This is a genomic window from Planococcus halocryophilus, assembly GCF_022489025.1.
Classification (GTDB): domain Bacteria; phylum Bacillota; class Bacilli; order Bacillales_A; family Planococcaceae; genus Planococcus; species Planococcus halocryophilus_A.
In genome coordinates this window covers 145,115-158,838 of the sequence record NZ_JAKVTG010000004.1, presented here as the reverse complement: position 1 = coordinate 158,838, position 13,724 = coordinate 145,115, and the positions used below count along the sequence as shown (strand labels likewise).

At 39.6% G+C, this 13,724-nt stretch carries 15 protein-coding genes; 2 read left to right on the top strand and 13 right to left on the bottom strand.

Going from position 1 to position 13,724, the window contains the following annotated elements; translation table 11 throughout:
- Positions 1-8 precede the first annotated feature (8 nt).
- The 13 genes from MLE13_RS07010 to MLE13_RS06950 form a co-directional block, all read right to left on the bottom strand.
- The gene (locus MLE13_RS07010; RefSeq protein ID WP_240748930.1) at positions 9-491 is read right to left on the bottom strand and encodes an RrF2 family transcriptional regulator; all 483 of its coding nucleotides are present in this window, start codon (positions 489-491) and stop codon (positions 9-11) included.
- Positions 492-644: 153 nt separating this feature from the next.
- On the bottom strand, positions 645-1,178 hold the full coding sequence (locus tag MLE13_RS07005; RefSeq protein ID WP_240748929.1) for a chromate transporter: 534 nt from the start codon (positions 1,176-1,178) through the stop codon (positions 645-647).
- Positions 1,175-1,741, bottom strand: a complete 567-nt coding sequence (locus MLE13_RS07000) for a chromate transporter (RefSeq protein WP_240748928.1) — start codon at positions 1,739-1,741, stop codon at positions 1,175-1,177. The genes MLE13_RS07005 and MLE13_RS07000 overlap by 4 nt, the downstream gene beginning before the upstream one ends.
- 26 nt (positions 1,742-1,767) lie before the next feature.
- Positions 1,768-3,372, bottom strand: coding sequence for a gamma-glutamyltransferase family protein (locus tag MLE13_RS06995; RefSeq protein WP_240748926.1), 1,605 nt, complete (start codon positions 3,370-3,372; stop codon positions 1,768-1,770).
- A gap of 62 nt (positions 3,373-3,434) precedes the next feature.
- Positions 3,435-4,433 carry an ABC transporter ATP-binding protein gene (locus tag MLE13_RS06990; RefSeq protein ID WP_240748924.1) on the bottom strand — a complete coding sequence of 333 codons (999 nt, stop codon included), beginning with the start codon at positions 4,431-4,433 and terminating at the stop codon, positions 3,435-3,437.
- Entirely contained in the window at positions 4,396-5,412 is a 1,017-nt protein-coding gene (locus MLE13_RS06985) for an ABC transporter ATP-binding protein (protein WP_240748922.1), read from the bottom strand. Before MLE13_RS06985 ends, MLE13_RS06990 begins: the two co-directional genes overlap by 38 nt.
- 7 nt (positions 5,413-5,419) lie before the next feature.
- Complete coding sequence (locus MLE13_RS06980) at positions 5,420-6,973, bottom strand: glutathione ABC transporter substrate-binding protein (protein ID WP_240748920.1); 1,554 nt, start codon at positions 6,971-6,973, stop codon at positions 5,420-5,422.
- A gap of 21 nt (positions 6,974-6,994) precedes the next feature.
- Entirely contained in the window at positions 6,995-7,882 is an 888-nt protein-coding gene (locus tag MLE13_RS06975) for an ABC transporter permease (RefSeq protein ID WP_008498464.1), read from the bottom strand.
- Between the two features lie 15 nt (positions 7,883-7,897).
- Positions 7,898-8,839 carry an ABC transporter permease gene (locus MLE13_RS06970; RefSeq protein ID WP_240748918.1) on the bottom strand — a complete coding sequence of 314 codons (942 nt, stop codon included), beginning with the start codon at positions 8,837-8,839 and terminating at the stop codon, positions 7,898-7,900.
- Positions 8,840-9,103: 264 nt separating this feature from the next.
- Positions 9,104-9,553, bottom strand: coding sequence for an Lrp/AsnC family transcriptional regulator (locus tag MLE13_RS06965; RefSeq protein ID WP_008498462.1), 450 nt, complete (start codon positions 9,551-9,553; stop codon positions 9,104-9,106).
- Between the two features lie 25 nt (positions 9,554-9,578).
- Positions 9,579-10,025: a GNAT family N-acetyltransferase gene (locus MLE13_RS06960; RefSeq protein ID WP_240748916.1), complete on the bottom strand. Its 447-nt coding sequence runs from the start codon at positions 10,023-10,025 to the stop codon at positions 9,579-9,581.
- Positions 10,026-10,081: 56 nt separating this feature from the next.
- The gene (locus tag MLE13_RS06955) at positions 10,082-10,930 is read right to left on the bottom strand and encodes a patatin-like phospholipase family protein (RefSeq protein ID WP_240748914.1); all 849 of its coding nucleotides are present in this window, start codon (positions 10,928-10,930) and stop codon (positions 10,082-10,084) included.
- 43 nt (positions 10,931-10,973) lie between these two features.
- Positions 10,974-11,651, bottom strand: coding sequence for an SOS response-associated peptidase (locus tag MLE13_RS06950; RefSeq protein ID WP_240748913.1), 678 nt, complete (start codon positions 11,649-11,651; stop codon positions 10,974-10,976).
- Between the two features lie 312 nt (positions 11,652-11,963).
- On the opposite strand from MLE13_RS06950, the gene MLE13_RS06945 reads away from it, so the two are divergent.
- The gene (locus tag MLE13_RS06945) at positions 11,964-12,395 is read left to right on the top strand and encodes a hypothetical protein (RefSeq protein ID WP_240748911.1); all 432 of its coding nucleotides are present in this window, start codon (positions 11,964-11,966) and stop codon (positions 12,393-12,395) included.
- Positions 12,396-12,524: 129 nt separating this feature from the next.
- The gene (locus MLE13_RS06940; RefSeq protein WP_240748909.1) at positions 12,525-13,724 is read left to right on the top strand and encodes an MFS transporter; all 1,200 of its coding nucleotides are present in this window, start codon (positions 12,525-12,527) and stop codon (positions 13,722-13,724) included.

The following is a 13,724-nucleotide window of genomic DNA, read 5'->3' as shown; positions in this document are numbered from 1 at the left end:
CTTTTCTGTTAAGTGACTAGTTTTTGTTCTAGCCAATCGGCTAATTCGGTCGCTTTCTTTTGAAATCTCTGTTCTTTCATTTTTTGTGAAAGAGATTCGATTGTTTCTTGTTCCATGCGAGAGCGCCATGCGCTTTCAGCTTCTACCATTAACTCAGTTAATAAACAGCAGCGTTCAGATTCTTCGAGTTCCAATAAATCACTCAATACCCCACTCGGTGAATAAAGCGATTGCTGACCTTCAATGGCCACATATATATCAAATACATTAATATCTTCTGGTTTTTTTTTAAGTTTAAATCCGCCTTTGACACCTGGTACAGATGTGATCAAGCCTGCACTGACCAGTTTTCTTAATAATTTTTGAAAATATGTTGGAGAAGTTCCTAACTGCTGACTAATTGCTTCACCCGGAAGAACTGCTTTCTCCGGAAGCATATTTAATAACAACACTGCATATACCGATTGCTCTACACCTGGTTTCATATGCACCCAAATCACCCTCTTTCAATTACGGACAATAACTATCCTCGTTATCTACAATATACCATCTCGAATTAAAAGTAAATAACTTTGCTTACATGCTTTATAAAATAGAAAGGCCACCCGACATTCGGATGGCCTTAGATAGATCTCTTTATTGGTTTACACAATACCCGATATCGCACCATAAACGAGTGCCATTAAAATGACTAGTGCTGGATGTACTTTTCTGATTTCCAATAACCAATAGCTGAGAACAACTAATACAATCGTTTGTATCGTGCCTGAGCTATCAATAGAAGTCATAAAAAACTGAAATGTCATTGCACCAAGTAATACTGCAATAACTGGGCGAACCAGTTTGGTGATGTTTTTTACTTTCGGGGAATCCTTGTATTTTAAAAGCGTCACCATTAATAACACCATTAAAATAAGAGACGGCGCGACAGAGGCAAATAAAGCTACACTTGCTCCGAGTATTCCACCTTCTGCATAACCGATATAGCCTGCCATTTTGGTCGCAATTGGACCTGGCAAAGCATTTCCTAACGCAAGCACTTCTCCAAATTCTTGCGTTGTCATCCAACTGTAACGATCCACCACTTCTTTTTCCACAAGCGGAATTGAAGCCGGTCCACCTCCGTACCCCAATATACCTGGAATAAAAAATGCTAAAAAGAGGTACCAGTAAATCATTTAGATCTACCTCCTTTTTTGAAGGAAGTTAAGGAAACGATTAAAATTCCTAAAATGACAATTGCTGGATGAATATTTAATAATTCTAGTAAGACAACAGCAATCGCTGTAAACGCTATGGCGCGACCCATACCTAAAGACTTACCTGACTTTTGGAAAAAGTCCCATGTCATAATAGCAAGCATGACTCCAACAACTGGTACTACAGCCGCAGACATGCTATTGACCCATTCGAGATTTTTATATTTTTGTAAAATACCCAATAAGATAATCATTAAGATAACAGTAGGAACAACTGTAGCAATAAGCGCAACAATACAGCCAATTACACCGTTCACACGATAACCAATATAACCTGCCATTTTAGTGGCAATAGGTCCTGGCATTGTATTTCCTAAAGCTAAGGTATCTCCGAATTCATCTTCTGTCATCCATTCATAATTGACGACGGCTTCGCGGTGAAAAAGCGGAATCGCAGCAGGTCCACCGCCGAATCCCAGAAGACCCACACGGAAAAATGCTAAAAATAAGTCTTTATTGATTTTCAGCTTAGAACTTCCCATTTGCTCTTCCCCCACTTTCTTGAGGCCTACCAAACAGCCACCGAACCATCCGTACGCGATTCAGTGCCTCCGGCCAATACACCTGTTTCAGGATTGCGCCAAATAATTTGACCTCGCCCAAAACTTCCACCATCTGTCGCTACTTGAATTTGATGACCTTTTCGGGATAATGCTTGCGCTAAATAATTCGGGAAGTCTGGTTCTACTAAAACCGTTTTCCCTTCCATCCATTGCCATCTTGGTGCATCGAGCGCCGCCTGTGGATTCAGTAGATAATCAATGGTGTTGGTTACCACTTGGAAATGCCCTTGTGGCTGCATATAACCACCCATAACACCAAATGGTCCAACAGCTTTACCGTCTTTTGTTAGGAATCCTGGAATAATCGTATGGAATGTTCGTTTCCCTCCAGCTAATACATTGGGATGCTCTGGATCTAATGAAAAGTCCGCTCCACGGTTTTGCAGACCAATGCCGGTTCCTGGAATGACAATTCCTGAACCAAAGCCCATGTAATTACTTTGAATATAAGAGATCATATTGCCTTCTTCATCTGCTGCTGATAAATAAACGGTTCCGCCTTTTGGCAATTCATATGGTTCTGGGTCAGATGCTTTTTCACCAATTGTTTTGGCACGTGCTGCTGCATATTCTTCTGAGAGCAAATGCTCTGTGCTGACAGGCATGTTTTCTGGTTCTGTAATAAACGCTTTGCCATCTGTAAACGCAAGTTTCATCGCTTCAATTTGCTCATGATACGTTTCCGCAGATTGCCATTTAGGTTGGTTGAGTTCTTTGAAAATGTTTAAGGCCATTAATGCGACCATGCCTTGTCCGTTCGGTGGAATCTCCCAAACTTTATATCCTCGGTAATCGGTTGAAACCGGCTCTACCCATTGTGGTTCAAATGCCTCTAAATCTTCTTTTGCTAAAAATCCTTCGTGTTTTTTCATAAAGCGATCAATTTTATCTGCAATGGCACCTTCATAAAAAGAGCGTGCATCGGTTTGGCCAATTTCAATTAATGTTTTAGCATGACCAGGAGAAGACCACATCTCACCAATTTCAGGTGCTCGACCATTTGGTGCAAATGTATCAAACCACCCTTGATATTCTTCACTTGTAAATGAATCTTTGTATTTGGCATAAGCTGCTTGCCAATACTTCCCGAGAATTGGTGTTAACGGATAGCCTTCCTCGGCATAACGAATCGCAGGCTTCAAGGCTTCTGCAAGTGATAACTTACCGAATTTCTTCGATAGCTCAGCCCAAGCAGCTGGCACTCCTGGAACTGTCACAGGTACTAAGCCGTGCGTTGGCATTTTTTCAAAGCCAAGTGCTTTAACTGCTTCCGGAGAAATACTTTTAGGTGCAGGACCGGAGCTGTTCAAGCCGTGCAGCTTGTCCTTGACCCATACTAAGGCAAAGGCATCTCCGCCAATGCCGTTTGAAGTAGGTTCAACTACAGTTAATGCGGCAGCAGTGGCAATCGCCGCATCAATAGCATTACCTCCATTTTGCATTACTTCAATGCCAGCTTGTGCAGCTAATGGTTGCGAAGTCGCCACCATTCCTTTTTTTGAAAATACGGTTTGCCTTTGTGCTGCAAACGGGTTGTGCAAATAATCCATTACAATTCCTCCTGTCAGTATAAAAGCCGAATGCGGAACCGCTTCCGCATTCGGCTTTTTCGTTATCCGGCAAAATGGCAAGCTGCAAAATGATCTTTTTCGTGTTCGATAAATGCGGGTCGATCCACTTTGCAAATCTCTTGTGCGATAGGACATCTCGTATGAAAAGCACAGCCCGAAGGCGGATTTGCAGGGTTTGGCATATCCCCAACTAAACGTACACGTTCTTTTTTAGCATTCACTGTTGGCCTTGGGATTGCAGACAATAATGCTTGCGTATACGGATGAAGCGGTTTGTTAAAAATTTCAGAAACCGTACTCATCTCTACTGTATTCCCTAAATACATTACGAGTACTCGGTCACAAAAGTAGCGTACCACGCCCAAATCATGTGAGATAAATAAATACGACAGCTTATACTTTTCCTGCAATGTTTTCAACAGTTTTAAAATTTGTGCTTGTACAGAAACGTCTAGTGCAGATACAGCTTCATCACAAATAATAAACTGAGGATTTAACGCGATTGCCCGCGCAATTCCAATTCGTTGACGTTGACCACCACTAAATTCATGTGGATAGCGATCATAATGTTCAGGTTTCAAGCCTACTTCTTTTAGTAAGTCTTCTACCGAATCTCTTCTTTCTTTTAACGACATATCCGTATGCATTTTAAAAACTTCATCTAACGCATGTCCCACCCGTTGTCGCGGATTTAAAGATGCATAAGGATCCTGGAAAATCATTTGCATTTCTTTAACAAACTTCTTCTTCTCTTTTCGTTTTAAATCTTGAATTTCCTGCTCATTAAAATAAATTTTTCCATCCGTTAATTCTTCGAGCCCTAAAATCGTTCTGCCAAGCGTAGATTTACCACACCCTGATTCTCCAACTACGCCAAGACTTTCCCCTTTGTAGAGCTTTAAAGAAACAGATTCCACTGCTTTCACATTTCCAGTAACTCGTTTTAGCAAGCCACCTTTAATTGGAAAGTATTTTTTTACGCTATTTAACTCTAAGAGTATATCAGACTTTAAGGGTGATTTTTCTTGGATTGTTGTCAACCGTTTCAGCCTCCTTATCAGCTAGCCAGCAGCTCGCATAATGTCCTTTTCCTGCACGGAATTCTGGAGGCACGTCTGTTTTGCATTTATCCATTGCAAACTTACAACGTGGATGGAAGCGACAGCCGGATATCTCATCATTTAGACCAGGCATATTTCCAGGAATCGGTTCTAACTCGAATTCGGGATCGTCTACATTTGGTACAGAATTTAACAACCCAATTGTATAGGGATGTTGAGGATTCTCAAAAATTTCACGCACAGGTCCTTCTTCAATTTTTTTACCTGCATACATGACCATAACTCGATCGGCTACTTCTGCGACAACGCCCATATCATGCGTAATCATCAAAACTCCCATATCCAATTTGTCTTTCAAGTCTTTAATTAAGTCTAAAATTTGCGCTTGAATTGTTACGTCTAAAGCAGTTGTTGGTTCGTCGGCTATCAACAAGCTCGGGTGGCAAGCGAGTGCCATGGCAATCATGACACGTTGCCTCATCCCTCCGCTTAACTCATGCGGATATTGGTTTAACCTATTATCTGGATTGGGAATCCCTACTTGCCTAAGCAATTCAATGCTTTGTTTACTCGCTTCTTTTTTAGATAACTTATGATGTAAGAGCAAAGGTTCCCGTAATTGATAACCGATGGTCAGTACCGGATTCAAAGCAGTCATAGGTTCCTGAAAAATCATCGACATCTTATTCCCTCGAATGCGTCGCATTTTCTCGGGTGAAAGCTTTTGAAGAGACTCTCCATTAAATAAAATCTCTCCATTTTCAATCGAACCGTTGGAAGGAAGAAGCCTCATTACAGATAAAGAGGTTATACTTTTTCCGCAACCAGATTCTCCAACGATGCACAAAGTTTCTCCTTTATCTACATGAAAAGAGACATCTCTCACCGCTTGTAATGAACCTTCTCCTGTACGAAAAGATGTTACTAGATTTTTCACTTCAAGTAATGTCTCTGCCATACTTTCCCTACTCTCTTGTTACATTTTGTAAGAACCATTGGCCGTTCGGATCTAATTCAAGTCCTTTAATCGATGCATCTGTAGCTGCAGTTACGACACCGTGATACATCACAACGACCGCATCTTCATCTAACATTAACTGGTTCGCTTCATCTAAAAATTGCTTGCGTTCATCTTGGTCTACGGTTGTGCGTGATGCTTCAACAAGTTTATCGAATTCTGGATTACTGTATTGCGCTCGGTTTGAAGCTCCTACGTTGTCTGAGTGGAAGTTAGGATAAAGCATTTCAGAACCGTCACTTGTTACGTTAGACCAGCTTAAGAAAGTTAAATCATATTCTCCCGCTCTTGCTGTATCAAGGAATGTTGCCCATTCCATTGTTTCAATTTCCACATTAAATCCAGCTTCTGTTAATTGTGCTTGAACGATTTCTGCCATAAGAATAAAATTATCTCGGTTAGCCGCTAGTAATTTGATTGGCTCGTCACCAAACCCATTTTCTTCTACCAATTGCTTAGCTGCTTCTGGATCATATGCAGTTCCTGCTTCGTCAGCTGACTCATCGTAACCGAAAACTTGAGGCCCAAGAACGCTGTTACTTCTTACGCCGAGTCCATTCAATTTTTCAACAAAGGCATCCCGGTTGATTGCGCTTGCTACTGCTTTTCGGAAATCTGGATTTTCGTTACGTTCTTGTGAGTGATTAAATGTTAGGTAATATACAGGCGTACCATCTTTTTTCGTTACTTCAACATTTTCTAATGATTCCACACGTGATAGTTGTTCTGAAGGCAATGCATCAATGAAGTTTACTTCACCCGTTTGCAACATAGAAATTGCTGTTGACACTTCAGGAACAACTTTATACGTCACTTTATCAAGTGTTGGTGCACCATCCCAATAGTCTTCATTTTTTACTAATACTACTTGGTCGCCTTGATTCCAGCTTTCAAATTTAAATGGTCCCGTGCCCACTGGATTTTGCATCAAGTCCTGTGCTTCGTCAGCTGTTGGAGAAATGATTGCCGCATTTGAATGAGACAAAGCGGCCAACAAAGGTCCGTATGGGTATTTTGTTTTTATTTCGACTGTTGTTTCATCAACTGCCGTTACTGTATCAATTGGTTCTAGTAACGATGCACGCGGTGCTGCAGTCGCTGGGTCAATTAGTTTTTCAAATGTGTATTTTACTGCTTCTGCATTAAAAGGCGTACCATCTTGAAATTCGATTCCTTCTTTCAACTTAATCACCCACGTTAGTTCATCAGGGTTTTCATAGGATTCTGCGAGTTTTGGTTCAATCTCCATTGTTTCTGGATTACGCTCAAACAAATTTTCATAGATCTGAGACATGACACTTGAAGACACTGAATCATTCGTCATGGTTGGAGATAATCCTACAGCGTCTGTTGTCGAAGCGTAAATAATTTCTTGGTCTCCTGCTTCAGAAGAACTTGAACTTCCTCCGCTTTCTGTCCCTTCAGGAATTGTACTTTCCGAACACGCGCCTAAGATAAGTAAGCCTATTAACATTACTAAAAATAACCATTTTTTATTCATTAAAAAATCCCCCTGTATGTTTTATTGTTGTAAATCCATATTTGGATCAAGCGCATCTCGAAGACCATCCCCGAGTACGTTAAAAGCAAAAACCGTCAACATGATTGCAATTCCGGGAACGATCGTCAAATGTGGTGAAGACCACATGAAATCTTGTCCCTGTGAAATCATTGCTCCCCATTCAGGAGTGGGCGGCTGAGCACCGAGCCCTAAATAACTGAGAGCAGCTGTCGATAAAATTGCGGTCGCCATTCGCATAGTAGCGAATACGATAATTGGTGCCGAAACGTTTGGTAAAATGTGTCGAACCATGATGCGCAAATCAGATGCACCCATTGATCGCATGGCCATGATGTATTCCTTTTCTTTTATAGACAAAACGGACCCTCTTACAATTCGAGCACATGTCGGAATGGACCAAATGCTGATAGCGATTGCTACATTTACTAGGCTAGTGCCAAGAATCGCTATGATTAACATAGCGAGCAAGATGCCTGGAAACGAAAATAGCAAGTCCACAAAACGCATGATAATGGCATCTAATTTACGATAATAACCTGCCAGCATTCCTAAAATAATTCCTCCTACAAGCCCTAACGTGACAGCTACACTTCCTACAACAAGGGAAATCCGTGCACCGTAAACGATCCGACTCCAAACATCACGTCCGTAATTGTCTGTTCCCAACCAATGCCCTTCACTAAAAACTGGCATTTCACTATTCGCTAAGTTTTGCCTGATGGGATCATGAATGGTAATAAATGGAGCGAAAATCGCGATTAGAATTTGAAGAATTACAATCACTAGTCCAATAACGGCTAACTTGTTCTTAAACAAACGTTTGAGCGTCGTTACATAATATTTTTCTCTTTTCTTCGGCTTTAGCTCGAGTGTTTCTGCTGTTGTCATAGCTTCTCCTCCTCTCTATTCATACTTGATGCGTGGATCTATGTACGTATAAACGATATCCACGATTAAATTGACTAGTACGAATAACGTGGCAACAAGTAAGACTGAACCTTGTACCATTGGAAAGTCTCGAGCAGCAATAGCATCAATCATTAATCGGCCAACGCCATTAATCGCAAATACTTTTTCTGTAATAATCGTGCCACCTAGTAATAGTCCGAAGTTCAAACCAATTACAGTAATGATGGGAATCATGGCATTTTTTAATGTATGAATCCAAATGACATTTTTTTCTTTCACACCTTTTGCACGCGCAGTTCGAACGTAATCAGCGCGAATTACTTCTAACATCGAGGAACGAGTCATTCGAGCAATCATAGCCGCCGATCCGGTTCCTAGTGTAATTGCTGGTAATATCAATTCTTTAATACCGTCAATTGTATAAAACGGATTCGACATTCCTCCTACAGGTAGCCATTGAAGATTTACAGAAAACACTAAAATCAATAATGCCCCTAGCCAAAAATTCGGAATGGAAATCCCTGCAAGAGCAAAAGTAGTTGCCGAGACATCTAAAAGCGAATTTTGTTTTAATGCAGAAACCAATCCCGTAATAACTCCAAGAATCACAGCAACTATCATACTGGCAATGGCTAACTTCAACGTATTAGGAAACCGGATCATAATGGCATCAGCAACTGGTTGACTAGTCTGGTACGAATAACCAAAGTCACCTTGTACAGCATTTCCTACGTACCTTGCATATTGTGTAAGGAAAGGATCATTTAATCCCAAATTGTCTCGAATCGCAGTAATATCTGATTCGGTCGCTGTAGGTCCTCCAATAACAGATGCCGGGTCCCCTGGTGCGATATACATCGAAGAAAACACAAGAAAAGAAATACCTACTAACAAGAATAGTAATTGCAAAGCTCGACGTATGATTAAAGATATCAACAATACACCCCCTAAATCATTTGTTAAGCATTTTTTAAATTTGGCTTACTAAATGATTATTTTTTGATAATTTCGATTATAAAGGATATATTAAAAAAAAGATACACTCTTTTTACAAAAGTATGAATTTTTCATCATTTCACTTACACAAAGTTCCATTTATTATATTTCATCTAACTTTTTGTACATTTCGAACTGCCAATAATTTATTTTCGATTATATTCACAAAAAAATAAAAGCCCACAGCTTTTCAGCTGTAGACTTTTATAATTTCATCCCTGTACGGCTCTTGAAGCGGCGAAGTAGAATATGACTCTCTACTCTTGTAATGCCTTCGAGTGCATACATTTCTTCGTTTATAAATTTTTCTAGGTCGATAAAATCATCAACTAGTACATGCATATGAAGTGTCGATGGTCCGGTCATTTGGTAGCAGCTGGCAACGCTTGGGTTGTCCGCTAAAGCTTGAGCTACTTTTACGAGCGAAGCCGGCTCGCAATCTACTTCAAAAAATCCAGATACTTTTTTGCCTACTTTTTCACTGTTAATGACCACTGTAAAACTTTCAATAACTCCCGCTTCTGTAAGCTGATGCACTCTTTCTCGAATCGCCACTCGCGATAAGTTAAGTTCTTTGCCAATATCCACATATGACATGCGGCCATTGCCCGTTAGTAATGCTAGTATTTTTCGATCAATATCATCTAGTTTCATAAATACACCTCAAGCTCTTATTTTATTAATTATTCAAATACAGTTGTGTACAGTAAATATCCGGAGCTACTTCAATCACGCCTATCTCCTGAAAGCCGAACAGCTTGTACAGAGAAATCGCTGGATGATTAGCTGAGCCAGTACTGACTTTAACGTCATGCGTACGATATTTTTTTAGCACTTCACTTAATAATTCTCGACCAATTCCTTTCCGAAAGTGAGCAGAATCGACTACCAATCGGTGGATATCGATTACTCCTTCTTCTACTTTATAAGAAAGAACTCCTCGCAATTGCTCTTCGTTATACCCAATAAACAACTCAGTGCTGTTTTGAATTTCACAAATCGTTTCTCGAAGCTGCGGAATTCCAAAAAAACCCATAAGCTCTGCTTCTACACGGTAAGCAGCTTGTTGAATTTGCTGAATTTTTTCAGCCGTTTGTTTATCTTGATGGTTTAATGCAATAATCATAAATTGTTCTCCCTTTACTAACTTTACCATTATGCCATTCTAGTCGTTAACAATAATTAGTTCTGAAGAAAACGAAACAATTCATCAAATCGATCTGTGGCATCTTGGTAGCCTTGATTGTAAAGAGTTTCTAATTTCACTGGGTTTCGCTCTAGCCCTTTAATCTTGTATAAATCTTTTGGCCGAATTACCATCGCTAAGCCCTGTTGTTCCATTTTCTCGATAAACTCCATTGTTTCATTATAATACAAATGCCGATTCTCCATAGTCTTTGCGATAGCCGGATATTGTCGAACAAACGCTGGCATAATTCCAGCAAATCGACTTCTTTTTTTTCGATAGCCTTTTTCTCTCGTCAAAATAATAATAGGCTTAGTTACTCCATCTGACAATGCTTTTCGAATAGGCAGCGGATCTGCAATACTGCCGTCCATTAAAAATTTCCCTTCAAATTCCACTGGTTGCGACATTAATGGCAAGGAACTTGAAGCTCTAACAATCGTTAACACATCTTCCGGTCGTCTTTGTTTTTCAAAATAAACCGCTTCACCTGTTAAACAATCTGTTACCCCTACAACAAACTCTTCTGTAGCGTCGTGAAAACGATCATAATCAAAAGGGACTAGGCTGTTTGGTATTTTATCGAAAATTAAATCCATGCCAAAAAGCTCTCGCTTTGTTAGTAAATTTTTAACTGAAAGGTATTCTGGATGATTAACATAACCGATGGTAACTTCTCGGTTCCGACCATTTTGTCTTGAAATGTAAGAAGAGGCATGACAGGCTCCTGCCGAGACACCAATCACGTAATCCACAAAAACACTTTCTTCCAATAACTTTTCGAGAACACCACCCGTATAGACACCTCGCATGCCACCGCCTTCTAGCACGAGTCCACTTTTCATGTTTTCCCCTCCTTCAGCTAGGTACATACTCAACTCCTTTATTTCAACCAACTTTTTCAATTAATTCTTTCTTATTATTTTTTGGAGAATTTACTTCTTGAGAAACGCGATACGCTTCCATATCTTTAGCTTGATAAGGTTTTAATAAAGCTTTCAATGTTTCAATATCTTCTACGCTTGGGTCTAACCAAGTCTTTTCATCTGCTTTTGATAATATAACCGGCATCCTATCATGAATTGATTCCATCAGTTTATTTGGAGCTGTCGTCAAAATAGAGCAGCTATTCACTATATGACCATCTGGAGCTTTCCACGATTCCCAAAGTGCTGCAAAAGCAAAAGGCTCTCCAGTCTTTAATTTGATACGCATCGGAATTTTTTCACCATCTTGACGTTGCCATTCGTAAAAAGAGTCTGCCACCACTAGACACCGTTTCTTTTTAAAGGCATTCCGAAAACTAGGCTTTTCCGCTACTGTTTCCGAGCGGGCATTGATCATTTTGTAACCAACTTTTGTATCTTTTGCCCACGGAGGTATTAATCCCCATCTTAACTGACCTAATCTGTTTTTATCGCCATCATTTACAATCGCGACTACTTGTTGAGAAGGTGCAATATTATAACTTACAGAATATTCATCTTTACTTAACGTCGCTTCTTCAATATTGAAACGTTCGATTAACACTGTATAATCTGTGAACAATGAGTACCTTCCACACACTTTAATCGCTCCTCTCTATAATTCGTTGTTACTATTAAATATAACAGAAAATTCATTCTCCTTCTTCGTTATTCCTATTGCAACCACTAGCATCAATGAAATATCCTTTTTTTCGAAAAAAATTTGGCTTACTTGTTAAATTACACTTAAATATTTCACTATTGTCCATTTTCAGTCTTTATTCAGTTAGTTTTACAGCCTTAAGCTTTTATATTCTCCGCACTCTAAATCTATGGAAAATTCGTTAAGGTCCCTTAAACGGCGAAATAGTGTTATAATAGAAGAACTACGATTTATATTAGGAGGAATCACATGGCTACTGCACGCGAAATGAGTCTCGTCAACAAGGATTTTCTGATTGAAGAATTAGGGCTGAAGCAACAAGGAAACTCGACAATTTTTACGAATGAAGATTGTTTTGTGTTGTCCCCATCTGTTCAGCGATATGAAAAGGGATTTGACGTCAGTGAATTTAATTTGGCAAAGTTCGATCCAGAACGCCAACAAGGCTTTTTGATTGTACGGTACATGGATACCTTTTTAATGGCAAAACTTGAAAGCTTCACGTCAAAAATGATGCTTCCTGAATTACAAATTAAAAAGAAAAATACAAAACCTCACTGGAAATTCACTGTAGCTGAAAATCCTGCTTACCATATCGTTAACACACAAAACAAAGAATTGCGTTATCGTTTGCAAGAACCAACTAAAAAACAAATTCTTTCTTTTTTCAATAAGTTATAAGAAAAGCCCGCTGCCTACTGCATGCGGGTTTTTTTATTGCTCTTTTTCGAAAAATTAGACTACCAATGGTAAAATGGTAATTATTATAGACAACTTCACTTATAGTTGATTGTCGATCGGATGTGATTTATGGATTCTCCTCGATATACCGTTAAAGACCGTCAGTTCTGGAAAATCATCCTCAGCCTTCTTTTTGCTTCTTTATTTATTTTTGCTAATATGTATGCTGTACAGCCTTTGTTGCCAGTTTTTGTAGACGAATTTCAAGTTTCAGTTTCCACAGCTAGCTTGTCTTTATCACTAACCATTGTCGGCTTAATACTAGGACTAATTATTCTTGGATTTTTTTCTGATCGCAACGGCAGAAAATCGTATATTATTTATTCTTTACTCGGTTCAGCCATTCCTTTTTTCATCATTCCTTTGACCGATTCATTTTCTATATTGCTACTTCTTCGTTTTATTCAAGGCTTTGCACTAGCAGGTGTTCCTGCTGCTGCTCTCGCGTACATAAGTGAAGAAATCGATCGAAAAAATATTGCTTATGCGACTGCTCTTTATATTTCTAGCAATGTACTTGGTGGGATGATGGGTCGATTTTTAACGGGCTTTCTAACTGACCATTTCTCGTGGCAAATTTCCTTTTATGTTTTTGCGGTGACTGGACTCTTCATATTTGTTATTGTCCTTTATTTACTACCACCATCACAAAATTTCAACTCTAGCCAAGTAAGCTTTGCAAAAGATATAGAAGGCTTTCTGTTTCACTTAAAAAATCCTGCTCTACTGGTGGTTTTTGGTCTTGGTACAGTTTTGCAAACTTCTTTTACCGGCATTTGGACGTATTTGCCTTTTTATCTAGAAGCCTCTCCGTTTTCTATGTCGTTGCAGGCGATATCGTATTTGTTTTTCGCTTATGGTATCGGTGTCATCGGCTCGCCAATGGCTGGCCGTGTTGCTGAAAAATTCGGCTTACGCAATGTCCGTCTGGCAGGTGTATTTATTTTATCTGCTGGAATTTTCATGACACTTAGTCCTTATCTTTGGATGATTGTTGTTGGCCTTTGTGTCACTTGCCTCGGCTTTTTCACTGCTCACGCCTTAACTGCTGCTTCTGTCAGCCAGCAAGCAACTCACCATAAAGGCAGTGCTTCTAGCCTGTATTTGGTATCGTACTATATAGGCGTCGCAGCAGGAAGTTCTGTGTTAAGTCCTTTATGGACCTCTGGTGGTTGGACTGGCCTAGTTCTATTTAGCGCTATTTTACCGCTTCTTTATATAATGGCCATTACTCTTTACCGAAAAAAAGCAGGCTCTACCCGGAGGTGA